The organism is Pseudomonadota bacterium, assembly GCA_038533575.1.
In the GTDB taxonomy this organism is placed as follows: Bacteria; Pseudomonadota; Alphaproteobacteria; order Rhodobacterales; family Rhodobacteraceae; genus Shimia_B.
Genome location: JBCAYL010000001.1, coordinates 410165 through 436219, shown reverse-complemented (window position 1 = coordinate 436219; position 26055 = coordinate 410165). Strand labels below are relative to the sequence as shown.

Genomic DNA, 26055 nt, shown 5'->3' with positions numbered 1-26055 from the left:
CCGAAGCCGAAGAAAATACCTTTGACGCCTCTAATTAGACGTGGGCTACAACGACCTGCCGAGTACCGTAGCGTAAAGATATGATTCGAAGCAAAGACGAAGGTTTTAAGGCGCGGAAATGAATACTCTTTCGGTGAAGTCCTAGCGCCTTGCCCGTCCTCCGCGGCACCCGTCGACATCGATGCACCCACAGGGCAGGCCCGTGCGCGGGGTGATGGCGTGGCTGCGGCGCGGTCGCGCGGCGGGGCTTGTCGTCATCGCGCTGCTCGTGACCTTGCGCATTCTGGACCCGACGGTCGTCTCCTCGCTGCGCTTTTCCGCGTTCGATCTCTTCCAGCAGATGAGCCCGCGGGAATATGCCCCGGCCCCTGTCGCGATCATCGATATCGACGACCCGTCCATCGAAGAGCTGGGGCAATGGCCGTGGCCGCGTACCCTCGTGGCGGAGATGGTGACAAGGGCCGCCGAGGCCGGGGCCGTGGCCATCGGCTTCGACGTCATCTTTGCAGAACCCGACAGGCTCTCCCCTGACCTTTTGGCCGCCGACAATGCCGCGATCCCCGATGACATCCGGAGCGTGCTGAGCGCCTTGCCCAGCAATGACACCACACTTGCCGCGGCCATGGCCCGCACCCGCGTCGTGGTGGGTCAGACCAGCGTGCGCAGCGCCCGAACCGGCATCGCGCGCCTGCGCCCTCCTGCGCCGGTGCCCCATGCCATCATCGGCGAGGATCCCACGCCCTTCCTGATGTCGTTCCCGGACTTGCTCGAGAACCTCGATGAACTCGAGGCGGCTGCGCTGGGCCGCGGTGTGTTCACCACGCGGCCGGACCCGGACGGCACCTATCGCCGTGTCCCGCTCGTGATGTCCGTCGATGGTGCGATCCGTCTGGGGCTGGCGCCGGAGCTCCTCCGCGTGGCCACCGGGCAGGACGCGTTCGCGATCCGCACGAACGAGGCGGGGATCGATGCCGTGATCGTGGCGGGGCAAGCCATCGAGACCGGCCCCGACGGCACGGTCTGGCCGCATTTCACGCCCCATGTGCCAGCGCGCTACATCTCCGCCGCCGACCTCATCAAGGGCCGCATGGATGCCGGGCGTCTGCAGGGGCAGATCGCATTCGTCGGCACGTCCGCGATCGGGCTGGAGGATTTCCGGCCCATTCCCCTGGGCTTTTCCCTGGCCGGCGTAGAAATCCACGCGCAGGTGCTGGAGGGCATCCTCCTCGACGCCATGCTCAACCGGCCCAATTACGCCATTGCCATAGAGCTCGTGGTCCTCGCCTGTCTCGGTGTGCTCGTCGTGACGCTGGTCCCGATCCTCGCCGGTCGTTGGGTTATCATCGGCGGTCTGTTGGTACTCTCCGCCTATGGCGCTTTCACGTGGTGGCTCTTCGAGGCGCGGGCGACGCTCCTCGATCCGACATGGCCCATCCTCTGCACGCTCGCGATGCTCATGCTCATGTCCACCGCAAACTACCTCCGCGAGGAGCAGGAACGCGCCCGCATCCGCAGCGCCTTCGGGCAATACGTCTCGCCGGATCTCGTGGCGCAGCTACAGGACGAGCCGGAGATGCTGACGCTGGGCGGTGAGCGGCGCGAGCTCACCATCCTCTTCTCCGACGTACGCGGGTTCACAACGCTAGCAGAGAGTTTTAAGGACGACCCCGCCGGGCTGACCCAGCTGATCAACCGCTTTCTCAGCGTCCTGTCCGATGCGATCCTCGATGAAGGCGGCACCATCGACAAGTTCATGGGCGACGCGGTCATGGCCTTCTGGAACGCGCCGCTCGATCACGAGGGCCATGCGAGAGCAGCCTGCCACGCGGCGCTCCGCATGCAGGCCGACATCGCCACGCTCAACAAGATCCGCGCGGAAGAGGGTGGCGGAGACATCGAACCTATTGATGTCGGGATCGGGCTGAATACGGGCGAGTGCACCGTGGGCAACATGGGCAGCGACACGCGCTTCGACTACACCGCCCTCGGCGACGCGGTGAACCTCGCCTCGCGGCTCGAAGGTCAGTCAAAGGCCTTCGGCTTTCCGATCATCGTGGGGCCGTCCACGGCAGAGGCCGTGCAGGATGCCTTTGCGCTCCTGCGGATAGACCGCATCAGGGTGAAGGGGAAGCTCGAACCCGTTGAAGTCTCTGCGCTTATTGGCGGTGAGGATATGCGCATGAGCCCGGAATTCGAAGCGCTTCGGCAAGCCAATGACGCGCTGCGCTCCGCCTACCTCACGCGGGACTGGTCCGCGGCCAGGGATGCCCTTCAGCATCTGGAAGTGGCCGCCGCCTCGGCGGGCGTCGATGCGACAGCGTATGTCGCGCTCTACCGCGGCAGGGTCGAGAGCTTCATGGCCCATCCACCGGGCGTGGACTGGGACGGGGTGACCGTCGCGGAGACGAAGTGAGCCTAGCGCTCGCGCAGCGCCTCGGCGCGCGCGCGGTCGATCGGACGCAAGAGGTATGACATCACCGTCCGGGAGCCTGTCTGGATGTCGACCTGCGCGACCATGCCGGGGCTGATGGGAAGCGCCTCGCCGCCCGGTCCCGTGAGCGCGGTGCGCTCTGTCTCGATCTCGACCTGAAAGAAGGCACGCCCGTCACGGTCCGTGACCGTGTCGGCCCCGACGCGCAGCACCTCTCCCGCGAGGGAGCCGTAGACGAGGAAATCGTAAGCCGTGATCTTCACGGATGCCGGATCGCCCGGCCGCAGGAAGGACACATCCTCGGGCCTGATCTCCGCTTCGATGAGGAGCCGGTCATCGGACGGTACGATCTCCATGACCGGCGCGCCCGGCTGGACGACCGCGCCCACCGTCGTGACGTTGACGCGGTTGACCGTCCCCGCCACCGGTGCGCGCAGGCTGGTCCGCGTGACACGGTCTTCCGCGGCGCGCAGTTCCTCGCGCACAACCGCCAGCTCCACCTGGATCCGTGCCGCGCGCTCCTGCGCTTCGAGCGAGTAGGCCGATTGGGCCGCGGCGATCCGGCTCTCCGTTTCGCGGATCGCGGCATCCTGCGCGGGGAGCCGCGCCGCCATGACCTGCGCCTCCCCGTCGATCTCGGAGACGCGCCCGCGCAATCGCAGCAACTCTATGCGCGGCAAGGCGCCGGTCTCCGCCAGCCGCTCGGAGAGCTCCAGTTCCTCCCGGAGTGGTACCAACTGCCCCTCGAGCTTGGCCTCGGTCGCCGCGAGTTCCTCGCGGGCGGCCATCCGGCCGGCGAGCTGATCCTCGAGGATCGCCAGCTCGGCAGAGAGCTGCGACCGGCGAGACAGGAACACCGCGCGCTCGGCCGCCACCGGGCCCGGCACCCGCGCCTCGAGCCCCGCGGGAAACGTGAGGGCGTCAGCACGTTCCGCCTCGGCCACCACGCGGGCCTGTTCTGCCAGGAGCGCGGCCTCGCGCTCCAGGAGCTCTCCGCGCCGGGCATCGGCGCCCACATCATCTATGCGCATGAGCACGTCCCCGGCCTCGACAACGTCGCCGGAGCGCACATCGAGGCCCGCGACGATGCCGCCCTCGAGGCTCTGGATGACCTGCAGCTCGCTCGAGGGCACGACCCGTCCCGTGCCGCGTGTCACCTCCTCGATCTCGTACTGGGAGGCCCAGAGGCCAAAGCCAGCCAGCCCCCCGAGGATAACCGCGACAACCCAGAAAAGCCCCAAGCCGCCCGTACGCACACCGACCGGGTCGTTGATGAAATCCTCTTCGATCGGCGGGCCAAACATCAGGTCACCGCCTTGATGCCCGGCGTCTCGCCCGCGGCCTTTCGCAGCTTGGCATAGACCGCCTCGCGCGGCCCATCGAGGATCTTTTGGCCCTGCTCAAGGACCACGACACGGGGCGCGACGTCGGCGAGCGACGGGCGGTGGGTGCAGAGGATCAGCCCCGTTCCTTCGCGCACCAGCTCCCCGAGGTTGCGCGCGAGGCTCGCCTCCATGTCCCGGTCCATGGCGCTCGTGGGCTCGTCGAGGAAAAGGAGGCGGGGACGGCGGAGAAGAAGCCGCGCCAAGGCAAGCCCCTGACGCTGTCCGCCAGAAAGGCGTGCGCCGCGTTCGCCGAGGAAGAGATTGAGCCCCTCCGGCGCTTTCGCGACAAACTCGTCCATGGCTGCGAGGCGCAGCGCCCGCGCGATCTCCGCCTCTGTTGCACGCGGGCGCCCGATCACGAGGTTCTCCCGGAAAGTACCGGTGAAGAGTTCAGGCTCCTGCGGAAGATAGCCCACCGCCGCGCGCAGCTCCGCCGGATCGTAATGCGAGATCCCCCGCCCATCCAGAAGCACGGTCCCCGCATCCGGCGCCGTCAGCCCGCTCAGCACCTTCCCGAGCGTGGATTTGCCGGACCCCACGCGGCCAAGCAGGGCGAGGGTTTCGCCCGGTGCGACCTCGAGCGAGATCTCCTTGAGTGCCTCCGAGGAGGCCCCGGGATAGCGCACCGTCACACCCTCCAAGGACAGCGCTCCCGCTTCCGCCCGCAGGGAAGACTGGGCATCAGAGCTGCGCTCCACGGGCTGATCCATGAACTCCGAAAGCGCGGCAAGCGCGCGCATGGCGTATTGCGCGCGGAACACGGTCTGCGCGATGGTGGCAAGCGGTGCGAGCGCCCGGCCCGCCAGGATGTTGGCCGCGATGAGCGCCCCGATAGTGATGGCGCCCTGGGCGATGAGATAGATGCCCCAGACGATGATCGACACCGAGACGGTCTGCAGGATGACCTGCGTGGCGTTCGTCGCGAATTGCGCCCAGAACCGGGCGCGCCCCGCGACCCGCGCCGCCGCCGCGCTCGCCGCATCCCACTCGCGCTGGAGGACAGGCTCCGCCCCCACGCTCTTGACCGTCGGCAGTGCCGAGAGCGCCTCTACGAGGACGCTTTGGCGGCGCCCGGCGAGCGCTTGCGTCCGCTCGAGGGAAGGCCCCACAGTGATGCGCGAAATGAGCGCGATCAGAAGCACGACGGGAACGGCCACGAGCGGCACGAGGGCCAGCGGCCCCACGATCCACCAGAGCACGCCCAGAAAAATGCCGATGAAGGCGAGATCCACCACGGCCACGAAGGTCGCCGACGCGAAGAATTCCCGCACCTGCTCGAAATCGCGGATGTGGCTCACGATCATCGCGGAGCCCTGCGCGCGGTCGACCGAAGGCAGGGCCATCGCCTGCGCGAAGAGCGTGGACGAGATCGAGGTATCGAGACGGCGGCCCACGCGTTCGAGGATGATCGCCCGCACGCTCCTGAGCGCGAGATCGAGGCCGATGGCGATCGCTACGCCCAGCGCGAGGGTCCAGAGCGTGACGTAAGCGAGGTTGGGGATCACGCGGTCATAGACGTTCATGACGAAGAGTGGCAGCGCGAGGCCCAGTGCGTTGACGCCGAGTGCTGCGACAACGACGAGCCCGAGGCTGCCCGCGTGGCCGCGAACCGGCCGCCAGAACCAGTGCCCGCGCCTGCCTGCCCGCGGCTCCGCTAGGCGCCGCTCCGCGAGATCATCTTTCACCGTGGCCAGGAGCACGTCGCGCGACGTGCGCCGCGCGAGGGTCCGAAGCGGCTCCTCCCGCTCGATCCCTGTCGCGGGGTCATGAATGCGCGCATTGCGACCGTCGTCCGACAGGCCCGCGAGGATCAGGGGCTGACCGCCACGCTCGAACAGGACGGCCGGCAAGACGGCCGGATCAAGCCGGCCCGGACGGCGCAGTACGAGACGGCTGCGAAGGCCGACGGCCGCGAGACCCTGCGCCAGATATTCAGGTTTCGAGAGATCTACCGCGTCGGGGAGCCGCGAGAGAACCGAAAGCTCGGTAAAGGGGCGCGCGTGATGCGCCGCCAGCCACGCGATGATGGCCAGCCCTGCGCCCTTCTCTTGCGTCGCCCCGGTCATTCAAGGGCCTTGATCTCGGTGCGGAAGATCGCGGCCGGTCCCCTACTGCGCGCGCGGGCCTCAAAGGCGGGGTCGAGCGCGATATCGGACGGGCTCACACCGAACTGCGCGGCGAGGCGGCTGCTCGCCGCAAGCAGCCGGTAGCCGGAAAAGGTCAGGGCTGCGCGGGCCGAAATCACCTCGAACTCGACGTTGAAGAGGCTGCGTTCGGCATCCAGCAGATCGATGAGGTTGCGATTGCCGGTGCGGAACTCATCGGTGTATTGCGTCACGATCCGCCGCGCCGCGTTTCGCTGCACATCGAGCAGCACGAGCTGCGCCAGCGCGTTCTCGCGACCGTTCCAGGCCAGGGCCGCGAATTCCTCCACCTCCCGCTGTGCGAGCTGACGCCGGGCCATGGCTTCGCGCACGCGCGCCTGCTCCGCCGCGCCCTGGGCCTTTCGACCGCCCGCGAAGAGCTCCCAGGTCATCGTCACGCCGACAAAGCCGCTCCCGCGGTCGCCATCGAGCTCAAAGTCATCCCATTCCCGGCGTGCGCCAGCGCTGGCGGAGATCGTCGGCAGACGCGCGCCGAGGGTCTCGGCGAGCTGGTATTCCTGGGCCCGGATGTCAGTCTCGGCGGAGCGCAGGCGGAAACTGTTCTCGACGGCCAGTTGCCGCGCCCTGGCCTGAGAGCCAGGTAGCCCGCTGGCATCGGGCGCGCGGAAGCCGCCATGGGCTTCGATCCCGGTGATGATCTCGAAGCGGGCATTCGCATCCGACAGCGCCCGACGCACCTCGAGCCGTGCGAGCCGGGCCGCAAGCAGCCGTTGCTCAACCTCGAACGAGGCCGAGGCCGGGAGCCGCCCACCATCTACGAGCTCGTCGACTTGGCCCTTGATCTCTTCGTGCCGTGCCACATTGGCGTCAGAGGCAGAAAGGAGCTGCTGGTGGCGCGCCACGTCCACGTAGGCCTGCACGACCGACAGGGTCAGCGTCTCGGAGGCATCGAGCAAACGAAAGAGAGAGCCGTCGAGCCGCGCCGCCCCCCGGTAGACGCGGTTGGCCCGCTGGTATCCGTCGAAAAAGACGTATCGCGCGGCAAGCTCCACGCGGGCCGTCGTCCCATAGCTTCTCGCTTCCGATGCGGAGACCGTGATGTCGTCGGAATAGGACTGGGCCTCGCCATCGACGGTGAGATCGAGGCGCGGAAGAAACTCCCGCTCGAGCGACAGAAGGTCAAACGCCGCGGCCCGCACGATCTCGGACGCGGCCTTGGCTGCCGGATCTTCGGCAAGCGCCGCGCGCACCACTTCGGAGAGCGTGTGGCTCGACGCGGAGACGGGCACAAAAAGGAGCCCCGAGACGAGGGCAAACACGCTCCAGCGGGCGTTTGCTCGCGCAGCCGTCATACTCGCCCCTTCCTCTCTACCCAACGACAACACCATGCGCGGAACGCGCTTTTCGCGCAACCTTCGGTGAAGAGGCGGTTTTTTGGCCCTTTTCGCGAGGGTCATCCATCGGCCCCATCAGCAGGTACTCCAGCCGACCCTCGCCCGTTCACCGCGCTGCGGCGCCCTGCAGCTCCGCACCCGGCGGCAGCGCGTGGGCCTCACCGCGGTGATCACGCGGCTTGACCTGTGATGCACACCCATGCTGCATCGCGGGAGACAATATGTGGCGTACAAATGAAAAACTGGACCCCGGGGAGCGAACCAGCTCGCGTGCCGGGCATGGGGCGGGGGCGGTGGGACCGATGAACTCGCCTGCAAACAAGAGCCCCGATCCGGTGCACTCAAAAGCTGTGACCCTCGTGAAAGGAGCAAGCACGGGTGGCGTCGTCGGTCTCGTGCAGATCGCCCAGGCCGCGGCTCTCGCCTCGCTGATCTTCGCGGGTCCCTTGGCTCCGGGCCTCGCCACCGGGACGTTTCTCGTCCTTCTGTCCAGCGTCATTCCCAGCCTGCTCTGGATCGCCATGCGCGAGGTCCCCGAGCCGATATTCCTGACGCTCCAGAATGCGCCGCTCGCTGTGCTCATTCCCGCTTTGATTGCCGTTGGCGCGGCGGCTGCCGATGGCGCGGCGGTCCCGACGGTCTTCGCTATCTTTGGCATCACGGCCCTTGGGACGGGCCTGTCGTTTCTGGCCATCCGTGTCTTTCACCTCGGGCGGTACCTGAGGATCCTGCCCTATTCGGTCGCGACCGGCTTTCTGGCGAGTTGCGGTGCGCTGTTGGTCGTGGCCTCGCTGCAGGCCAGCTTGCCGAGTGCCCCCGGCGCGATCGGGCTGACAGCCTACGTGCCAGCGGGCCTGGCCGTGGTCTTTGCCGCCCTCCTCGCCGTGGCGCGCCGAATCGACTCCAGCCTCGGCATCGCCATGGGGCTCATCCTCGGTATTCTCCTCACGCACGCCGTCATATGGGCTGCGGGGATCGACATCGCGACCGCGCGTGAGCTGGGCATCCTCCGACCCGAACCACTGACGCAAAGCCCGCTGAGCCTGTCCGACCTGGCCCGCGTGGACGTGGCCCTAGTGCTCGATGCGGCGCCGGTCATCGCGGCAGCCGTGATCATCGGGCTGGTGGGCGCCATGCTCAACCTGTCGGGATCGGAGCTCGTGCTGGGCCGGGATCTCCCCGACCGACGGATTTTCGGGCGCATGGGCTTGGCCAATCTGACGCTGGGCGCGATCGGCGCGCCGCCGGGCTACATCAGCGCCACCGCCACCAGTATCGGCAAGGAGATCGGTGGCGAGGGCCGTTTTCCAATCCTCGCGTGCTGCGTCGTGATCGGTATCGCTGGGCTCTTCCTCACCCTGCTGCTGGATGTTCTGCCGCCTTTCGTGCGGTTCGGGCTCCTCGTCTTCGTGGGGGCTGCCCTGATCGAACGCTGGTTCCTACGAGAGCGGCGCAGCATGACGGGCCTCGATTGGATGATCAGCGGCAGCTTCATCGCGATCACGCTCGCCTTCGGCATCGTTGTCGCGATCCAGGTGGGCTTCGTGGTGGCATCCGTGACTTTTGCCGTCAGCTATGCCCGTCTCAAGGCTGTGCGATCCCAGTTCGACCTCTCCACCCGGCGCAGCCGCGTGGATCGTGGCCCGCGCCAGAGCGCGTGGCTCGACAGTCATGGCGGCGAAGCCGTGGTCCTCACCCTTCAGGGCTTCCTCTTCTTCGGCTCGGTGGAGCAGGTGGTGGACCACGTGCGCCAGCTCCTCGGCAGCGCACCTTGCAAGCGTCATATCCTCCTCGACTTCGCCCGCGTGCGCAATGTCGACGCCGCGGCCAGTGCGGCGATGATGAAACTCAGCCTCATGGCGCGACAGCACGGGGTGCGCGTCGTCTTTTGCGAGCTCTTGCCCGAGGTCTTCGAGACATTCGACCGCGCGGGGGTCTTCAAGGCCGCGTCCGGCTTGCAGCATGTCGACACGCTCGACGCGGCGCTTGAAGATGCCGAGGAGGCCATCCTCGCGGGCCTCTCGGCGCAGCCCCCACGCGAAAACGCGCCCGCCGCACTGCGGGAGCTCCTCGGGTCCCCTGCCCTCGCCGAAAAGCTCCTCGCCGCCATGTCGCGCGTGGATCTCCGTCGGGGCGAGTACCTCATCAGGCAAGGCGAGGACGGGTCCGAGATCTACATCGTCGATACCGGCCAACTGGCCATTCAGGTGCCGGGGTCAGACGGCGCGCCGCTGCGCCTGCGCTCCGTCCGGTCCGGCGCATTCGTGGGTGAAATGGCCGGCTATATCGGTGGTCCGAGGGGCGCGGACGTGGTCGCCGAAACCGATGCAGTCGTTTTTGGGATTGACGAAGACAGCCTCGAGCGACTTCGTGCGGACGACCCAGCGCTCGTCGCGGAGTTTCATCGGACGATGGCCGCGGCGCTCGCCGAAAAGCTGCTCAGGACGAACAGATTGCTGCAGGACTTGAACTGATGGAAATCTGGGACCTCGGGCTTCTGCTCGGCCTCCTGCAGACCAAGCACCTGCTTGCCGACTATGTCTGGCAGACGGCGGCGATGGTGCGCACCAAGGGCATCTATGGGCACCCCGTCGGGGCGAGCCACTCGGCGCTCCATGCCGTCCTGTCGGGCCTGATCCTCCTCATTGTACCGGGGGCCGGGATCGGACTGGCCGGCGCCATCGTGATCGCCGAGTTCATCGTGCATTACCACACCGACTGGGCGAAGGATCAACTCTCGAGCAGGCTCAACCAGAACCCCAGGCAGAAGGGCTACTGGGTTCTCGTGGGGCTCGATCAGTACCTTCACCAGCTCACCTACCTCGCCATCGTCGTCGTCGCGTTCCCGGCCTAGGCCGCTGACCCGCGTCAGAGGGTCCAGACGCCCAAATTGTTGCGCTGAAAGGCCTTTCGCGCAAAGGTCGCTCCAGCGGCTAAGCCGCGAGGAGGATTAATGATTGAAGATGTTGCCTTTGCCCGGCGCGCGCTGGGGGATGTATTTGGTATCCCCGCCGACGCCGACACACTGCTTGATGACCTGTCTAAAGAGCTCGAGATCCTGCACCTGAACGTGGAGGACACGCTGGTGACGGAGGGCGAGGCCTCCGACGCCATCTATGTGCTCCTGCGCGGACGGCTCACCGCGCACGCAGCCACACGAGAGGGCGGCGAGAGCTTCCTCGGCGAGATCCGGCGCGGCGAGACCATCGGCGAGATCGGCGTCATCCAGGGCACGCCCCGGGGCGCGACAGTCCGGGTCTCGCGCACCTCCACGGTGGCGCGGATCAGCGCCGACGCCTTCCAGCGGATGCTCACGGCCCATTCCGGCCTCGGGCTCGCCATCGCGCGCACGCTCATCAGCAGATCAGAGCGCGCCGCGGGGCCTAGGCATCCGGGCTTTGTCCCTGAAACGCTCTGCCTGATGGCGGTCACCGGGGGGATCGACCTCGCCGCGGTGGCCCAACGCCTTGCCGACACGCTCCCGGGCGCCGTCACGGTGATCGCGGAGGGCACGGACCTCGCGCGAGCGCAGCACGAGATCCACGAGGCCGAGCAGGAGGGGCATCACGTCTTCATCCTGTCCGAGGGCGGCAATGCCGCGTGGCAGTCGATGGCTGTCGCCGAAGCGGACGAGGTCGTCCGCATCGCGGATGCCACGCACGACCCCGCACCGGGACAGTCGGAGACGTCAGCGGAGCGACCGGCAAACGCGGTTCTGCCCCGCCACACCCTGCTCCTCATTCATCCAGATAGCACCCAGAGCCCCCGCGGCACGGTGCGGTGGCTCGCGTCACGCAAGATCGACCGGCATCTTCACATGCGTCTCGAGCGTGACGATGACGTGGGCCGTGTGGGGCGTCTCCTGACGGGCCGCGCGGTGGGTCTCGCGCTCGCGGGCGGGGGTGCCCGTGGCGCGGCGCATATCGGTGCGATCCGCGCCCTCGAAGAAGCCGGCATCGTGCCCGACATCGTGGGCGGCACCTCCATCGGCGCGGCCATGGCCGCCTGGTACGCGATGGGCCTCCGCTCCACGGATCTCGAAGCGGCCGCGCGCACCGTCTTCGTCGACAGCGGCGGGCCGACCCGCGACTGGAACCTCCTGCCCCTCATCTCGCTCGTCAAAGGGCGCCAGACCCGTGACCTCGGGATCGAGGCCATCCGCCGCGCCACCGGCACCGATATCGACATCGAGGATACCTGGACGCCGTTCTTCTGCCTGACGGCCAACTACACCGCGCAGCGGCAGGTCGTACATCAATCCGGCCCGCTCTGGCGCGCCCTCACGGCGACCTATGCCATCCCCGGCGTGCTTCCCCCCGTGCTGATCGACGGGGAGCTGCACGTGGATGGCGGCGTGGTCAACAACTTGCCCGTGGACGTGCTCGAAGAGGTGGGCGCGGCGCGCACGATCGCGGTGGACCTGCTCGGCGAGGCGCGCAAGCCCCTCGCGATCACCGAGATCCCGAGCAACGGCGCCCTTCTCATGGACAAGCTCCGCCCGAGGCGGAAGCGCCGCTACAAGCTGCCGGGGCTCATGTCGACGCTTCTGAACTCCACGGTCCTGAGCTCGCTCAACCGACAGCGGGACATGTCCGAGCGCGCCGATCTCTGCCTGAGGCCGGAGCTGCCCCGGGTGGGTCTCCTCGACTGGAAGAAGTTCCCCGACACGATCGAATACGGCTACCAATCGGCCACCGAGCAGTTGGCAGCCCTGCCCGCCGAGATCCGTGACACCATGCGCGCGGCCTGACCGCGCCTCGGCCCGCGGCCTAGATCGGGACCACGGTCGCCTGTCCGGAAGCCACCGACACCTCAACGAGGGATGCGGCGACCGCGAGGTCCTGAAGGCCGACGCCCGTGCCGTCGAAGATCGTGATCTCGTCGTCGGCGGTGCGTCCGGGGTGGTCTCCGTTGATGACGCTCCCGAGCTGGGAGATGTCCGCCTCCGCGATCAGGCCCTCCTTGATGGCGTGCTGTGCCTCGCCCAACGTGACCGACTGCGCGATCTCGTCGGCAAAGACGGTGGCCTTGGCGAGGAGGTCGGCGGCGATCTCCTGCTTGCCGACCGTGTCGGTGCCCATGCAGGCGATATGGGTCCCCGGGCTCACATGCTCGGCGAGGAGCGACGGGGCGAAGGAGGACGTGATCGTGATGATGGTGTCCGCTTCCACCATGCCCGGCAGGTCCACGGCCTCGAAGGGCACACCCATCTCGTCGGCGACTTTGGCGAGGTTGGGCAGCATCTCCGGGTGGTAGTTCCAACCGATCACCCGCTCGAAGGCGTGGGTCTCGAGGGCGGCGCGCAGTTGGAAGGTCGCCTGGTGCCCGGCGCCGATCATCCCGAGGACCTTGGCATCCTTCCGCGCGAGGTGGCGAATGGAGACGGAGGAGGCCGCGGCGGTGCGGAGCGCCGTGAGGAGGTTCCCGCCCACCATGGCCACGACCCGGCCCGTTTCCGGATCGAAGAGGAAGACCGTGGACTGGTGATTGATCACCCCGCGCCGTTCGAGATTGTGCGGCCAGTACCCGCCCGCTTTCAGCCCTAGGACACCGCCCGCGCGGTCGAAGCCACCCTTGAAGCCGTAAAGCGCATCCTCATGCCCGATGGCCTCCCGCACCACTGGAAAGTTGTAGGCGTCGCCCGCCGCCATGGCGGCGAAGACCTTTTCCACGGCCGCGAAAGACGCCTCGCGCGTGATGAGGTCGGCCACCATGCCCTCCGGCACGATGACCAGCTCTTGCTTGCTCGATTGCGCGCCGTCCATCAGTAGGCTTTGCCCCGGGCAGAGACGGGCCACAGCGTCTCGACCTTGCCGTCACGCAGCCCGACATACCAGTCGTGGACGTTGCAGGTCGGGTCGCAATGCCCCGGCACGAGCTTGAGCTTTTCGTTGATCGCAAGGACCTTGTCGGGATCGGCCACAACGCCGTGCTCATCGGAGCATTTGACGTATTCCACGTCGGTCCGACCATAGATCACCGGCAGACCGCTATCGACGGACTGCGCCTTCAGACCAGCATCCACGATGGCCTTTTCCGGCTTCGCGTGGCTCATGACGCTCGTCAGGATGAAGAGCGCGTTTTCCCATTCGCCCTGGTCGATGCGCTTGCCGTCCTTGTCGAGGATGCGGCCGTAATCGGCGTCCATGAAGGCGTAGGAGCCGCATTGCAGCTCGTTGTACACGCCCGAGGTGGACTCGAAGTAATAGGAGCCGGTGCCGCCCCCGCCCACGATATCGCAGGCGAGCCCCTCGGCTGCGAGCGCGTCAACGGCGTCCTTCACCATAGCGACGGCCACCGCGATCTTCGCCTTGCGGTCCTCGTAGCTGTCCATGTGCTGCATGGCGCCTTGGTAGGCCTGGAGGCCGGCGAATTTCAGGCCCGGCGCCGCGTCGATGGCCTTGGCGATGGCCACGACCTCCGGCGTCGTGGTGACCCCGCAACGCCCCGCGCCGCAATCGATCTCCACGAGGCACTCGATCTCGGTGCCGTGCTTCTGCGCACCGGCGGAGAGATCGGCAATGTTCGACACGTCATCGACGCAGCAGATCGTGCGCGCGCCAAGCTTCGGCATCCGGGCGAGACGGTCGATCTTGGCGGGTTCGCGCACCTGATTGGAGACGAGCACGTCCTTGATGCCGCCGCGGGCGAAGACTTCCGCCTCCGAGACCTTCTGACAGCACACGCCGCAGGCGCCGCCAAGCTCGACCTGCAGCTTCGCCACGTCGACGGATTTGTGCATCTTGCCGTGCACGCGGTGCCGCATGCCGTGGGCCTTGGCGTAGTCGCCCATCTTCTTGATGTTGCGCTCGAGCGCGTCGAGGTCGAGCACGAGGCAGGGGGTCTGCACATCCGCCTCGTCCATGCCCGGCAACGCCGGGACATCGAAGCCCACTTCCAGATCGCCAAAATCGGTCACGTCTTTCATGTCGCTTGTCCTCGTTCAGGTGGTCCAGGGCAGCCGGTCGAAATCGACGTTGCCGCCCGTGATGATGACGCCGACGCGCTTGTCGGCGAAAAAATCGGGGTTCTTGAGAATGCACGCCAGCGGGACGGCGCAGGAGGCCTCCATGACGATGCGCAAGTGCTTCCAAGTGAGTTTCATCGCGTCGATGATCTCCTGCTCAGAGGCCGTGAAGATCTCCGTCACGTGGTTTGATACGAAATGCCAGGTGCGCTCTTTCAACGGCACAAGGAGCCCGTCGGCGATGGTCTTCGGGGCATCGTCGGCGATGATGTGGCCTGCCTTGAAGCTGCGATAGGCGTCGTCGGCCTGCTCGGGCTCGGCGGCGATGACCTGGGTCTCCGGCGCGAGGGTGGAGAGCGTCAGGCAGGTCCCCGACACCATGCCCCCGCCCCCGATGGGCGCGATGACCATCTCGAGGCCGTCGGTCTGCTCCATGAACTCCTTGGAGCACGTGCCCTGCCCGGCAATGACGCGCGGGTCATTATAGGGGTGCACGAAGTCTCCGCCCGTGGCCGCCTGCACCTCCGCAAAGGTCGCCTCGCGGCTCGTCGTCGAGGGCTCGCATTCCGTGATCACGCCACCGTAGCGGCGCACCGTGTCCTTCTTGGCCTGCGGCGCCGTCCTCGGCATCACCACGTTGCAGGGGATGCCCCGGCGCATGGCGGCATAGCTCAGGCAGGACGCGTGGTTGCCCGAGGAATGGGTCGCCACGCCGAGCTTGGCCTGCGCCTCATCAAGCCCGAAGACGGCGTTCGCCGCGCCGCGCACCTTGAAGGCGCCGGGCTCCTGAAAGTTCTCGCACTTGAAGAAGAGGTCCGCGCCGGAAAGCTCGTTGAGATAGTCTGACGTCCGGACCGGCGTGCGGCGGATATGCGGCTTGATCCGTTCGTGGGCCGCGAGCATGTCCTCGTAGGTGGGAATATCGGGTATGATGTCCTTCATCAGGCAGCCTCCGACAGGGTCTTTGCGTTTTCTCTGCGATACACACATTGCGCGGCCGCGACGCCCGAGCCGAGCGTGATGTCGAGCCCGAGATCGACCATGGTCATTTCCGCCGTGGCGATCCCGCTCAGCGTCATCACGTCCGTCAGGCTACCCAGGTGGCCGATGCGAAACACCGCGCCCGCGACCTCCCCCAAGCCCGCGCCGAACGAGACGCCATAGGCCGCCTCGGCATGCGAAACGATGCGGTTGGCGTCAAAGCCCGCGGGCGTCTTGATCGCCGTGACGGTATCAGAAAAGAGCTCCGGGCGGGAGGCACAAATCTCGAGGTCCCAGGCCCGCACGGCCGCGCGCACGCCCTCCGCGATCCTGCGGTGCCGGGCAAAGACCGCCTCGAGCCCCTCCGCCAGAAGCATGTCGCTGGCTTCCTTGAGTCCGTTGAGCATGCCCACCGGGGGTGTGTAGGGATAGCCGCCCTGCGCGTAAGAGGCCGCCATGTCCTGGATGTTGAAGTAGCCGCGCGGCAGCGTCCCCTCTGCGGTGGCCCGCATGGCTTTCGGGGAGAACGCCGCGATGCCGAGACCTGCCGGAAGCATGAAGCCCTTCTGCGACCCCGTGACGGCGATATCGACGCCCCAGGCATCGAAGCGGAAATCCATGGAGCCGATGGAGCTCACCCCGTCGACGAAGAGCAGCGCGGGATGACCGGTGCTGTCGAGGGCGCTGCGCAGGGCGGCCACGTCCGAAAGCACGCCCGTGGCGGTCTCGTTGTGCGTGATCAGCACGGCCTTGATGCGGTGGTCCGTGTCCTGCGCGAGCTGCTCTTCGGCCCAGTCGGCCGGGAACCCCTCGCCCCAAGGCACGTCCTTCGACACCACGCGAAGGCCGAAATCCCGGCACATCTTGATCCACTTCTGGCTGAACATACCGTTGCGCACCGCGAGCACGGTATCACCGGCTTGAAGCGTGTTGGCGATGGCCGTCTCCCAGCCGCCGGTGCCCGACGACGGAAAGATGAAGACCTCCGCCACACGCGACTTCATGACCGCCTGCACCCCCGCGCGGGCCGCGTTCAAAAGGCCGGGGAACGCCGCCGAACGATGATCGATCGTCGGCAGGTCACAGGCGCGACGCAGGGCTTCCGGCATGTTGGTGGGGCCGGGAATGAACACGGGATTCTGCAGGCTCATGGTCTTTCCTCCCAAAGGATGCCGCACCCTATGAGGCGTGACGCGTGGGAGCAATTTTTTTGAAAGCGTTTTTCAAAACCGTCCAACGACCGAAAAGTCACTTATTTACAGCGGTCTATATTTTTTCATATGATGAAAAAGCATTTCACAACTTAGGATGAGGCCCCTGCATGGAGCAGTCTTCCCCCCGCCGAAGCCGTGGCCGCCCCAAGGCCTGGGTCGACAAGACGGAGCAGAACACCATCAAGTCCCTCGATCGTGCAGTGGACGTTCTGGAGCACCTCTCGACGCTCTCCGGCGCGACCCTGTCGGACCTCGCCAGCGATCTCGGCCAGTCCCCTGCCACGGTCTACCGCATCCTCGTGACGCTGGAAGGGCGGGGCCTCGTGGAGTTCGACGCCGACGGACAATTCTGGCACGTGGGCGCGCAGGCTTTCGTCATCGGAGCACGCTACCTGCGGCGGACATCGCTGGTGGATCGCGCGGCCCCCATCCTGCGGCAGCTGATGGCCACCACCGGCGAGACCGCCAACCTCGCGGTGCCGCGCGACGGCACGGTCGTCTTCCTGAGCCAGGCCGAATGCCACCATTCGATCCGCGCGTTCTTTCCCCCGGGCTCGGCTTCGCCCATGCATGCCTCCGGCATTGGAAAAGCGCTGCTCGCGGAGATGAGCCCCCAGCGGCTCGAACACTTCCTCGGAAGCGGGCGCCTCGAGCGCTTCACCCCTCACACCATCGCAGACCCCGACGCCCTCGTTGCAGAGCTCGCCCGCATCCGTCAGCGCGGCTTCGCGGTGGACGACCAGGAGAAGAACCTCGGCATGCGCTGCATCGCCGTCCCCGTCCTCAATTGGACCGGCGAAGCCGTTGCCGGCCTCTCGATTTCAGGACCCGTGGCGCGCATCGGCGATGATGACATCCCGGCCCTCGCCCAGGCTGTCCTGCAAGCAGCGACGGCCCTGTCAGCCGCTCTCGGCGCACAGACCGTGGGAGGCGAAACGCCAGCGCCCGATCAGCCACGGCCCTGAGACGCGCCCATCGATCCACGGATCACTGGCCGAGCGGCGCCATCACGAAGTCGAACTCGACGTCCCAGAAATGCGCGCCATCGAAACCGGCCGCCGCGATGCGCTCGGGATCGGTCACCTTCTCGAACTCCGCGATCAGGCTCTCCTTCACGCCGAAGACGGCATCACTGTCGATGTAGGGATCGTCCGGATCGAAGATATGGGTGGTGACTTCGTCATACCCGTCCTTCGAGACGATGTAGTGAAGATGCGCCGGTCGGAACGGGTGCCTTCCCATATCGGTGAGAAGCTTGCCGACCGGTCCATCCGTCGGGATCGGATAGTATTTCGGCTTCACCGCGCGAAACCAGTAGGAGCCGTCCTCACCGGTGCGAAAGACGCCGCGCAGATTGAAATCGGGCTGATGGCCCTTCTGTTGCACGTCGTAGAAGCCTTCGTCATTGGCTTGCCAGACGTCGATCTTCACGCCCGCGAGGGGGGTGCCCGACACGTCGTAGACATGCCCTCGCACGACCATGTCCTCGCCCTTGGCATCGAGGCAGATATTGGTGCCCATCGGGTATTCCGGCGCATCTGCCACGTGGAACGGCCCCAGCACGGTATTCTCGGACGCGCCCTCGGGCCGCCGGGAATTGATGGCGTCCACGAGCATCGAGACACCGAGCACGTCCGAGAGCAGGATGAATTCCTGCCGCCAGTCATCGCACATGTGGCCCGTGGCGGTCAGAAACTTGATCGCCTCCATCCATTCGGCCTGCGTGGGCTCCACCTCTTTGACCACTTCGTGGAGATGGCGCACGACGCTCTCCATCACCTGTGCGAGCCTGGGGTCAGTGTCTGGGCCCATCTGGGAAGACACGATCCTGTCGCTGCCCTCCTCCGCGAAGTGGGCGGCGCGGCCCTGCGCGGCAGCGCTTTCCTCGAGTGTCACGGTATCGCCCATCATTCTGCCGCCATGGCTTGGGCTTCGCCCCGTGCGAGGATCTGGCTCAGCACGCGGCGCAAGTCGCCCGTGGGATCGCCGGTCATCGCCTCGGTGCGCCAGGCGACGTGGTGATCTGGGCGCACGAGCACGGCGCCCGTGTCCGAGATTTCCGACGCCCGCGCCCAATCGCCGGTGTGGTCAACATGGCTGCGCCGCGGGCCGATGATGTGAACAGCAACCTCGACGCCGAGCTCCGCCGAGAGCGCCTCCGCGGCGCCGACCCAGGCCTCGCCGCCGATGCCGGTGAGGATCGTGAACTTGCCACCCCCGCAAAGATCGAGCGTGGAGACCTTTGCGCCCGTGTCGTGATCGTAGACCCAGACATGGGGCAGCCGCGCCCCCGGCCAGGTGGTGGGCTGGTAGTGAAGCTCCGCGTCCAGATCGAAGGCGGGCTCGACCTGCCCGTCGGTCACCACCGCCGTGGAGCTGTAGCGCTGGTTCATCTCCACGCCATGGGCATCGAACTCGTACTTCTTGAAAGCGATGGCCTGCCGGAGCGCCTCGCGCTGTTCGGCGGCCTCGGGCGTCGCGTCGCAGCGGGCATCCATGTTGGCCTTGATGGTCTCGATATCATCGCCGCCAGTCATGCCCAGCGCCTCGAAGATCGGGCCGAACTCCCCGATCGACTGGTTCGCGCGGGTCACGATCTGCTTCGCGACCGGCGCCCGCTCTTCGGAATAGGTCTCGAGCAGCCCGGCGCCCGCCTGCCCTTTCAGCACGGCCGCGAGCTTCCATGCGAGGTTATAGGCATCCTGGATCGAGGTGTTGGACCCGAGCCCGTTCGAGGGCGGGTGCCGGTGCGCGGCATCGCCCATGATGAACACGCGATCCTTCTGCATGTGCGTGGCATAGGCGTCATTGACGGTCCAGACGCTGGCACTGATGAGCTCGATATCGAGCTCGGGATCGCCCACGAGCTGCCGGGCCACCTGCGTGGCAAACGCCTCGTCCACTTCGGGCGCCGGCTCGTTGATGTCGTAGCCCCAGACGATGAGCCATTCGTTCCAAGGGCGGATCATCCGCACGAGGCCCATCCCGATCCCTCCCACATCCGCACCGGGCTGCATGACCCAGTAGAGGACGCTCGGGCGGTGCGCGACGTAGCGGCTCAGATCCGCCTTGAAGAGGATATTCATGGAGCCGCCGACCCCCATCTTGCCCTCGATGGGGACCCCGATGTGGTCAGCCACCATGGAATTTCCACCGTCAGCGCCCACGAGATACTTGGAGCGCACCTCGAAAACCCGCCCCGAGAGCCGGTCCTTCAGCGTGGTCGTTACCCCCTCGGCATCCTGTACGTGGCTGAGATACTCGGTGCTCATGCGGCTCTGGGTGCCTCGCTTGCAGGCGGTCGTGAAGAGGAGCGGCTCCATGTAGGTCTGCGGCAGGTCGTTCATGTGGGCGGGCGAGCTGAGCTGGTGCTCCGCGCGGCTCAAGGGGTGCGTCCCCCAGGACTTCATGCGCCCGATCTCTTCGCCCGTCAGGCTCTCGCAAAAGACGTTCTCGCCCATCAGATCCTGTTCGGTGGCCTGCATGTAGGCCTCCGCCTCCACGTCCTGGCCGAGATCGCGCAGCACCTCCATGGTGCGCTGGTTGGTGATGTGGGCGCGCGGCGTGTTGGCCAGCCAGCGGTAGCGGTTCACCACCATGTTCTCGATGCCGTAGGTCGAAAGCAGCGCCGCCGTCGCGGAGCCCGCTGGCCCGGTGCCGATGATGAGGACGTCAGTCGTGATTTCTGCCATGGGAGGTCTCCTTTCTGGATGGGAGGAGCACGAGACGCCGCCGCGTCGGAAATAGCTCTATCCCTGTCTTGTCGTGGAAAAGGCCCCAGAGCCCGCGCGGTGCAAAAAGCATCACGGTAATCCCGATGAGGCCGAGAGTGATGAGGTACCAGCTGCCGAAATCCGCCAGCAGCGCCTGGAGGGCGAAAAAGATGAGCACCCCGAGTATGGGGCCCTCGATGGTGCCGATCCCGCCGATGACGACGATGAAGATGACATAGGCGGTCCAGTCGAGCACCGAGAAGCCGGCATCGGGCGAGATGCGCGCCTTCTGCAGGTAGATGAGCCCCCCGGCGAGCCCGGTGCCGAAGGCTGCTGACAGGTAGACCAGCCACTGCGAGGCGGCGGCGTTGACGCCCACCGAGCGTGCCGCCTGAGGATTGTCGCGTGTGGCCGAGAGCGCGAGGCCCCGCCGGGTGCGGAGGAGCCAGTAGATCGCGCCCACCGTGGCCACCGCGAGGATGAGGGCCAGCCAGTAGGCGAGGATGTCGCGCGCAGCCGCCGAGCGCACCCCGAAGAGATCTTCGATGGTACCGGTGAACATCATCTCGCGCGTGGCCGACCTAGGCAGCGAGGTGCCCGTGCCGCCGCCCACGGCCTTCCACTGCGCCACCGAGAGGCGCACGACCTCGGCGATCACCCAGGTCCCGATGGCGAAATACGCGCCTTGCAGGCGAAACGCGAAGAAGGCCGTGGGGACGGCGAGGATCAGCGCCGCAACGCCCGCCACGAGGATCGAGGGCACAGGGTCCATCCCGAGCAGGATGACGACACCGAAGAGCGCGTAGGCCCCTGCCCCAACGAAGGCCTGCTGCCCCACGGAGACGAGGCCGCCGAAGCCCGCGAGCAGGTTCCACCACTGCGCGAGCACGAGCATGGTCAGGATGAAGAAGAGATCCTGGATGAGCGAGCGTCCCGCGAAGGCTGGCAACAGAACGCCGAGGAGGAGGAGCACGGCCATCACGAGCGCTGCGGCGCGCGATGCGCGGGTGCGGGTTTCGACACGGAACTCCATCAGTCGAACGCCCGCGGCAGAAGGCCCCGTGGCCGCACGAGAAGCACGAGGAGAAAGGCGACGTGACCTGCGAGGATCTGCCATTCGGGATTGATCGCGGCACCCACGGTCTGAGCCACCCCGATGATGATCCCGCCGAGGAGCGTGCCCCAGAGCGAGCCGAGGCCTCCGATGATGACCGCCTCGAAGGCATAGATCAGGCGCGCGGGCCCGATGGACGGGTCGAAATTCGCCCGCATGCCCAGATAGAGCGCGGCGATCGTCACCACGACCATGGCGAGCCCTGTGGCCGCCGCAAAGACACCTGCGGGCTTGATGCCCATGAGGCTGGCCGTGGTGGGATCGTCTGAGGTGGCCCGGAAGGCGCGGCCCAGAGCCGTGCGGTAGAAGATCTGGTTGAGCGCCACGATCACGGCCACCGCCGACAGGAACGTCAGGAGCGGCAGGACACCCACGGTCACCGGGCCCAGGGGGAGCGACGCCGTCTCGAGCGCGCCCCCGCTGATCCGCTGGCTGTCAGCGGAAAAGCCCTCGAGCAGCGCGTTCTGAAGCACGATGGAGAGCCCGAACGTCACCAAGAGCGGCGGCAGGATATCGTCGCCCAGCGTGCGGTTGAGGATAAAGCGCTGCAACACCCAGCCCGCGCCGAACATGACCGGCGCGGCGATGGCGGCGGCCAGAAAAGGGTTCAGCCCCGTGAGCGAGACGAGAAAGAGGATCAGGAACGCCGCGAAGACGATGAGGTCGCCATGGGCGAGGTTCACGAGCCGCATGATCCCGAAGACGAGCGACAGCCCCGCGGCAAAAAGGGCGTAGAGCCCGCCCAGAAGCACGCCTTGGACGATCGTGTCGAGCCAGATCATGCTGAAGCCCCCAACTCGCGGGGTGCAGGATCGTGCATAAGCGGCACCGGCAACGTTTCGGCGCGCAGGCCCCTAATGGAATGATTGCTCACGCCGCGGCTCCTCCGAAATAGGCCTCGTGGATGGCCTCTCTGGAGAGATCGCCAGGCGCCCCCGAGAGCGTCACGCGGCCCTCCATCATGCAATAGACCCGGTCGGCCACCTTCATGGCCTGCCCGATATCCTGTTCCACCACGATCACGCTGGCGCCCGCATCCTTGATGCGCGGCAGCGCGGCGTAGATGTCCCGGATCACCACGGGCGCGAGACCAAGGCTCAGCTCGTCGCAGAGCAGCACCCGCGGGTTTGACATCAGCGCGCGCCCGATGGCCACCATCTGCTGCTGCCCGCCGGAGAGCGCGGTGCCCGGGTTCAGACGTTTCTCCCTGAGGATGGGGAAGAGGTCGTAGATGGTCTCAAGCGACCAATGCCCGCCGGTCTTGCGGCTATGGGCCCCGATGAGAAGGTTCTCCTCCACGCTCAGTGACGGAAAGAGCTTGCGCCCCTCGGGCACCATCGCGACGCCGAGCCCGAGCACTTCATCGGCGCTGGCCGCCCCCACATGCCGGCGGTCGAAGCTGACGGCCTCGGCGGTGTTGCGCAGCACGCCTGATATGGAGCGCATGAGCGTCGTCTTGCCCGCGCCATTGGCGCCGATGATGGCGACTGTCTCGCCTTCATGAAGCTCCAGATCCACGCCGAAGAGCGCCTGGAAATCTCCGTAATGCGCCGTGAGGGACTGGGTTCTGAGCAGGCTCATGCTTCGATCCCGAGATAGATTTCCTTAACCTCCTTGGAGGCCATGATCTCCGCCGGGTCCCCGATGCCGATGACCTTGCCGAAATCAAGCACGAGCAACCGCTCCACAACCGAGGTCAGCGCATGGAGGACATGCTCGATCCAGACGATGGTCACACCCCGTGCATGGATCGCCTTGATCGTGGCAATGAGGGATTGGCACTCGCCCTCCGTCAGCCCGCCCGCGATCTCGTCGAGCAGGAGGAGCTTGGGATCGGTGGCCAGCGCCCGGGAGAGCTCGAGCCGCTTGCGCTCGAGAAGCGAGAGGGACTTGGCGGGCGTGTTCGCGCGGTGCAGCAGCTCCGTCTGCTCGAGGATCTCGACGCAGGCCTGCGTCACCTGCGCCTCGGCCATGTCGCGCCCGAAGGCACCGGCCACGACGAGATTCTCGAAGACGGTCATGTTCTCGAAGGGCTGCGGGATCTGGAAGCTGCGCCCGATGCCCGCGAGTGTGCGTGCCATGGGCGGCGTGCGGGTCACGTCCCTGCCGAGGAATTCCACGCGGCCGCCATCCGACATCAGGTTGCCCGTGATGAGATTGAAGAGCGTGGATTTCCCGGCGCCATTGGGCCCGATGATGCCCAGCGCCTGCCCCTCCGGCACGTCGAAGGTGACGTCATCGGCCACCGTGAGCGCGCCGAAGGACTTCTGTATGTTCTGGAGGGTGAGAATGGCCATGACGGAACCCGTGCGCGCTCCGGAGCATGGCCCCGGAGCGCTTTGCGATCAGGTGATCGGTTCCATCACGCCGCCCGTGGGGATGTTCGGGGCGGTGGAATTGTCCACGATCACGAGGTCATAGCTTCCGTCGCCTTGGAGCCGCCACTGCCCGCCCACGAGGGGGGTCTTGGCCACGTTCTTGGCGGCAAAGGGCGGCAGGCCCGCGCCGTTCCAGGCGAGCGGCCCGACGATGGTGTTCATGTCCGTGGCGCCGATCGCCTCTGCTACGGCGAAGCCGTCCCGCGTGTCGCTGACCCGGCCCATGACATTGACCGCGACCTCGAAGAGCGCATGCACGAAGCCGATGGGCTGCGTCCATTGCCGGCCGGTGGCCACCGTGTAGGCCGCGGCCACCTCGCCCGCGCTCTGCCCGGTGAGCGAGGAGGAGAACGGATGGGACGGCGACCACCAGACCTCGGAGCTTAGATTGTGACCGGCCTCGCCCAGCGCCTCGACGGCCACCGGGAAGAGGATCGCCTTGCCGATGGAGGCCGCCTTGGGCGTAAAGCCCTGCTGCTTCATCTGCGTCCAGAATGTCGTGAAATCGGGCGGGATCGGGACCCCGGTGACGATATCCACGTTGGCCTGTTTGAAGGCGTTGATCTGGGCTGTGAAATCGTCCGTGAGGTTCTGATAGCGCCCGGTATCCGTGATCGTGTAACCCCCCGCCTCGAGGACCGGCGGGAAGCCCACCTTGGGATCACCCCAGGCATTGCCGTCACCGTCATTGGGCCAGAGCGCCCCCACCTGCTGGTTGGTGTCGAGCTGCCCCCACATGGCATTGAAGACGGCGATGATATCCTCGAGCCCCCAGAAGAAGTGATAGGAAAAGTCGAACGGCTCCCACGAGGCCGGATCGCCGGGATTGCCCTGCTGGCCGATGAACCACGGCTGCCATGGCGCGACGGTGGAGAGGCAGGGAATTTCCTCGGATTCGCAGGTCGTGGCCACCGGGTTCGTCGTTTCGGGAGTGGAGGCGACGAGCATCATGTCGATCTCGTCATCGATAATGAGTTCGCGGGCCACATCGGCGGCGCGGTTCGGGTTGGACTGGCTGTCCTTCACGATCACTTCGAAATCGCTCGAGGCCCCGGCGAAGCCATCGAGGATGAACTGGTCGGCCTCCGAGAACGCGGCCAAGGGGCCCGATTGCGGGCTCACATAGCCGAGCTTGATCTTGGCGCCTTGGGCCAAGGCCGGGGCGGCGAGGCCGCTCGCTGCCATGAGGCTCGAGGCCGCGCTGGTCTTCAGCAGGGTACGACGAGTGATCATTTAGGTGGTCCTCCCATTCTTCGTCATGTGTGTGTTCCGGGGGCCGCGCCGCTCCATGCGTCCTGCAGAAGCGCCCGCAAGGCGGCGCGATCTATATCGCGGGGGTTCCAGTAGGGATTGGCGACGGCGAGATCGGCGGCGCGGTCGAGATCAGCCTCCGCCACGCCAAGCGCCCGGAGCGTGGTCGGCGCGCCGAGCGCCTGCGCGAAGTTCCAGAGCGCCTGCCCGGGCGTGTCCCCGCCGAGAAGCTCGGCCACCGGCGCGAGGAGCTCCGGCACCGCGGCGGCATTGAAATGCACAGCATGGGGCAGGATGATCGCGTGCGTGTCAGCGTGGGGCAGATCGAAGGACCCGCCAAGCGTGTGACAGAGCTTGTGATGGAGCGCCATGCCCACGCGGCCGAGCACTGCCCCGCAGGCCCATGCTCCGCGCAAGGTCTCTTCTCGCGCTTCGAGATCGTCTGGCGCCTCGAGCACGCGTGGCAGTGCTTCGATGAACGCGGCGAGGCCGTCGAGGGCCAGCTCGGTCGTCTCTGGCGTGCGGTCCTTGGCGTAAAGCGCTTCGGCGGCGTGGGCCATGGCGTTGAGCGCCGATGTCACTGTCATGGCGCGTGGCAGGCTCACCACCAGCTCGGGGTCGTACAGGACCGTCTCAGGCAGGACGCGTGGATCGGTGAGCGTCTTCTTAACGCCGTCCATGGTCTGGCCGAGGATCGGCGTCGCCTCGGACCCGGCATAGGTCGTGGGCACGGCCAGCTGGCGCAGCGCGCTGCGGTAGGCCATGGCCTTGCCGAGCCCGATGGTGGAGCCCCCACCGATGGCCACCGTGCAATCGGCGCCGACCTCCCCGGCATGGGCCAGCGCGTCCTCGGTCACGGTGACAGGCGTGTGCATGGCGGCCTTCGTATAGACACCGGCGGCATGGGAGCCGAGCGCGCCCGCAAGATCCATGGCCATCGATGATTGCGCTGGCGTCGAGAGCACGAGGGCGCGTTTTACGTCCAGATGCTCGAGCTCCGCGCGCACCGTGTGGCGCAACCCTGCCCCGAAAAGGACCCGCTGCGCTTCGAACTGACCTGCGTGTAGATTCATGCCGCTCCCGAGAGTTACCGCGACGCTACGCGATCCTGGGCGCCTCAAA

The 26055-nt window shown here is 66.7% G+C and carries 20 protein-coding genes; 5 read left to right on the top strand and 15 right to left on the bottom strand.

Features of this window, described 5'->3' with window-relative positions; genetic code table 11:
• The first annotated feature begins 181 nt into the window (after positions 1–181).
• Complete coding sequence (locus AAFM92_02270) at positions 182–2413, top strand: adenylate/guanylate cyclase domain-containing protein (protein ID MEL7299186.1); 2232 nt, start codon at positions 182–184, stop codon at positions 2411–2413.
• Between the two features lie 2 nt (positions 2414–2415).
• Here AAFM92_02270 and AAFM92_02265 read toward each other — a convergent pair whose 3' ends face one another.
• The 3 genes from AAFM92_02265 to AAFM92_02255 are packed head-to-tail and all read right to left on the bottom strand — an operon-like array spanning position 2416 to position 7273.
• Positions 2416–3735: an HlyD family type I secretion periplasmic adaptor subunit gene (locus AAFM92_02265; protein MEL7299185.1), complete on the bottom strand. Its 1320-nt coding sequence runs from the start codon at positions 3733–3735 to the stop codon at positions 2416–2418.
• Positions 3735–5882 (bottom strand): type I secretion system permease/ATPase, encoded by a 2148-nt coding sequence (locus AAFM92_02260; protein ID MEL7299184.1) that lies wholly within the window; start codon positions 5880–5882, stop codon positions 3735–3737. The genes AAFM92_02265 and AAFM92_02260 overlap by 1 nt, the downstream gene beginning before the upstream one ends.
• Positions 5879–7273: a TolC family protein gene (locus AAFM92_02255; GenBank protein MEL7299183.1), complete on the bottom strand. Its 1395-nt coding sequence runs from the start codon at positions 7271–7273 to the stop codon at positions 5879–5881. The genes AAFM92_02260 and AAFM92_02255 overlap by 4 nt, the downstream gene beginning before the upstream one ends.
• 344 nt (positions 7274–7617) lie before the next feature.
• On the opposite strand from AAFM92_02255, the gene AAFM92_02250 reads away from it, so the two are divergent.
• From AAFM92_02250 to AAFM92_02240, 3 genes are all read left to right on the top strand, one after another.
• On the top strand, positions 7618–9789 hold the full coding sequence (locus AAFM92_02250; protein MEL7299182.1) for a cyclic nucleotide-binding domain-containing protein: 2172 nt from the start codon (positions 7618–7620) through the stop codon (positions 9787–9789).
• Positions 9789–10169 (top strand): DUF3307 domain-containing protein, encoded by a 381-nt coding sequence (locus AAFM92_02245; GenBank protein MEL7299181.1) that lies wholly within the window; start codon positions 9789–9791, stop codon positions 10167–10169. Before AAFM92_02250 ends, AAFM92_02245 begins: the two co-directional genes overlap by 1 nt.
• 99 nt (positions 10170–10268) lie before the next feature.
• Positions 10269–12065, top strand: a complete 1797-nt coding sequence (locus AAFM92_02240; GenBank protein ID MEL7299180.1) for a patatin-like phospholipase family protein — start codon at positions 10269–10271, stop codon at positions 12063–12065.
• 19 nt (positions 12066–12084) lie between these two features.
• Here the strand turns inward: AAFM92_02240 and bhcD are convergent, their stop codons facing one another.
• Genes bhcD through bhcA form a run of 4 tightly spaced genes read right to left on the bottom strand, consistent with a single transcriptional unit; the run spans position 12085 to position 16414 of the window.
• Positions 12085–13050 carry an iminosuccinate reductase BhcD gene (gene bhcD, locus AAFM92_02235; GenBank protein ID MEL7299179.1) on the bottom strand — a complete coding sequence of 322 codons (966 nt, stop codon included), beginning with the start codon at positions 13048–13050 and terminating at the stop codon, positions 12085–12087.
• Between the two features lie 29 nt (positions 13051–13079).
• The gene (bhcC, locus tag AAFM92_02230; protein MEL7299178.1) at positions 13080–14243 is read right to left on the bottom strand and encodes a 3-hydroxy-D-aspartate aldolase BhcC; all 1164 of its coding nucleotides are present in this window, start codon (positions 14241–14243) and stop codon (positions 13080–13082) included.
• A gap of 15 nt (positions 14244–14258) precedes the next feature.
• On the bottom strand, positions 14259–15224 hold the full coding sequence (gene bhcB, locus AAFM92_02225) for a beta-hydroxyaspartate dehydratase BhcB (GenBank protein ID MEL7299177.1): 966 nt from the start codon (positions 15222–15224) through the stop codon (positions 14259–14261).
• Positions 15224–16414 (bottom strand): L-aspartate--glyoxylate aminotransferase BhcA, encoded by a 1191-nt coding sequence (bhcA, locus tag AAFM92_02220; GenBank protein ID MEL7299176.1) that lies wholly within the window; start codon positions 16412–16414, stop codon positions 15224–15226. The genes bhcB and bhcA overlap by 1 nt, the downstream gene beginning before the upstream one ends.
• Before the next feature lie 170 nt (positions 16415–16584).
• Here bhcA and bhcR point away from each other — a divergent pair, with 170 nt between their 5' ends.
• On the top strand, positions 16585–17442 hold the full coding sequence (gene bhcR / locus AAFM92_02215; protein ID MEL7299175.1) for an HTH-type transcriptional regulator BhcR: 858 nt from the start codon (positions 16585–16587) through the stop codon (positions 17440–17442).
• A gap of 22 nt (positions 17443–17464) precedes the next feature.
• On the opposite strand, the gene AAFM92_02210 is transcribed toward bhcR, so the two are convergent.
• The 8 genes from AAFM92_02210 to AAFM92_02175 all read right to left on the bottom strand — a co-directional run bounded on the left by AAFM92_02210 (position 17465) and on the right by AAFM92_02175 (position 26006).
• The gene (locus AAFM92_02210; protein MEL7299174.1) at positions 17465–18385 is read right to left on the bottom strand and encodes an intradiol ring-cleavage dioxygenase; all 921 of its coding nucleotides are present in this window, start codon (positions 18383–18385) and stop codon (positions 17465–17467) included.
• A complete protein-coding gene (locus AAFM92_02205; GenBank protein ID MEL7299173.1) occupies positions 18385–20169 on the bottom strand; it encodes an FAD-dependent monooxygenase in 1785 nt (594 codons plus the stop codon). Before AAFM92_02205 ends, AAFM92_02210 begins: the two co-directional genes overlap by 1 nt.
• Complete coding sequence (locus AAFM92_02200) at positions 20150–21223, bottom strand: branched-chain amino acid ABC transporter permease (GenBank protein MEL7299172.1); 1074 nt, start codon at positions 21221–21223, stop codon at positions 20150–20152. The genes AAFM92_02205 and AAFM92_02200 overlap by 20 nt, the downstream gene beginning before the upstream one ends.
• Complete coding sequence (locus tag AAFM92_02195; GenBank protein MEL7299171.1) at positions 21223–22086, bottom strand: branched-chain amino acid ABC transporter permease; 864 nt, start codon at positions 22084–22086, stop codon at positions 21223–21225. The genes AAFM92_02200 and AAFM92_02195 overlap by 1 nt, the downstream gene beginning before the upstream one ends.
• Before the next feature lie 88 nt (positions 22087–22174).
• Complete coding sequence (locus AAFM92_02190; protein ID MEL7299170.1) at positions 22175–22885, bottom strand: ABC transporter ATP-binding protein; 711 nt, start codon at positions 22883–22885, stop codon at positions 22175–22177.
• On the bottom strand, positions 22882–23601 hold the full coding sequence (locus tag AAFM92_02185) for an ABC transporter ATP-binding protein (GenBank protein ID MEL7299169.1): 720 nt from the start codon (positions 23599–23601) through the stop codon (positions 22882–22884). The genes AAFM92_02190 and AAFM92_02185 overlap by 4 nt, the downstream gene beginning before the upstream one ends.
• 48 nt (positions 23602–23649) lie before the next feature.
• Positions 23650–24915, bottom strand: coding sequence for an ABC transporter substrate-binding protein (locus AAFM92_02180; protein ID MEL7299168.1), 1266 nt, complete (start codon positions 24913–24915; stop codon positions 23650–23652).
• 23 nt (positions 24916–24938) lie between these two features.
• Positions 24939–26006 (bottom strand): maleylacetate reductase, encoded by a 1068-nt coding sequence (locus AAFM92_02175; protein ID MEL7299167.1) that lies wholly within the window; start codon positions 26004–26006, stop codon positions 24939–24941.
• Between the last annotated feature and the right edge of the window lie 49 nt (positions 26007–26055).

Coding starts and splice junctions, on each gene's coding strand:
- AAFM92_02200 (MEL7299172.1), bottom strand. CDS start 21,223: ATGGAGTTCCGTGTCGAAACCCGCACCCGCGCATCGCGCGCCGCAGCG.
- bhcC (MEL7299178.1), bottom strand. CDS start 14,243: ATGAAAGACGTGACCGATTTTGGCGATCTGGAAGTGGGCTTCGATGTC.
- AAFM92_02180 (MEL7299168.1), bottom strand. CDS start 24,915: ATGATCACTCGTCGTACCCTGCTGAAGACCAGCGCGGCCTCGAGCCTC.
- AAFM92_02245 (MEL7299181.1), top strand. CDS start 9,789: ATGGAAATCTGGGACCTCGGGCTTCTGCTCGGCCTCCTGCAGACCAAG.
- AAFM92_02190 (MEL7299170.1), bottom strand. CDS start 22,885: ATGAGCCTGCTCAGAACCCAGTCCCTCACGGCGCATTACGGAGATTTC.
- bhcB (MEL7299177.1), bottom strand. CDS start 15,224: ATGAAGGACATCATACCCGATATTCCCACCTACGAGGACATGCTCGCG.
- AAFM92_02185 (MEL7299169.1), bottom strand. CDS start 23,601: ATGGCCATTCTCACCCTCCAGAACATACAGAAGTCCTTCGGCGCGCTC.
- AAFM92_02195 (MEL7299171.1), bottom strand. CDS start 22,086: ATGATCTGGCTCGACACGATCGTCCAAGGCGTGCTTCTGGGCGGGCTC.
- AAFM92_02260 (MEL7299184.1), bottom strand. CDS start 5,882: ATGACCGGGGCGACGCAAGAGAAGGGCGCAGGGCTGGCCATCATCGCG.
- AAFM92_02270 (MEL7299186.1), top strand. CDS start 182: ATGCACCCACAGGGCAGGCCCGTGCGCGGGGTGATGGCGTGGCTGCGG.
- AAFM92_02250 (MEL7299182.1), top strand. CDS start 7,618: ATGAACTCGCCTGCAAACAAGAGCCCCGATCCGGTGCACTCAAAAGCT.
- AAFM92_02205 (MEL7299173.1), bottom strand. CDS start 20,169: ATGGCAGAAATCACGACTGACGTCCTCATCATCGGCACCGGGCCAGCG.
- bhcA (MEL7299176.1), bottom strand. CDS start 16,414: ATGAGCCTGCAGAATCCCGTGTTCATTCCCGGCCCCACCAACATGCCG.
- AAFM92_02175 (MEL7299167.1), bottom strand. CDS start 26,006: ATGAATCTACACGCAGGTCAGTTCGAAGCGCAGCGGGTCCTTTTCGGG.
- AAFM92_02210 (MEL7299174.1), bottom strand. CDS start 18,385: ATGGGCGATACCGTGACACTCGAGGAAAGCGCTGCCGCGCAGGGCCGC.
- AAFM92_02240 (MEL7299180.1), top strand. CDS start 10,269: ATGATTGAAGATGTTGCCTTTGCCCGGCGCGCGCTGGGGGATGTATTT.
- AAFM92_02265 (MEL7299185.1), bottom strand. CDS start 3,735: ATGTTTGGCCCGCCGATCGAAGAGGATTTCATCAACGACCCGGTCGGT.
- bhcR (MEL7299175.1), top strand. CDS start 16,585: ATGGAGCAGTCTTCCCCCCGCCGAAGCCGTGGCCGCCCCAAGGCCTGG.
- AAFM92_02255 (MEL7299183.1), bottom strand. CDS start 7,273: ATGACGGCTGCGCGAGCAAACGCCCGCTGGAGCGTGTTTGCCCTCGTC.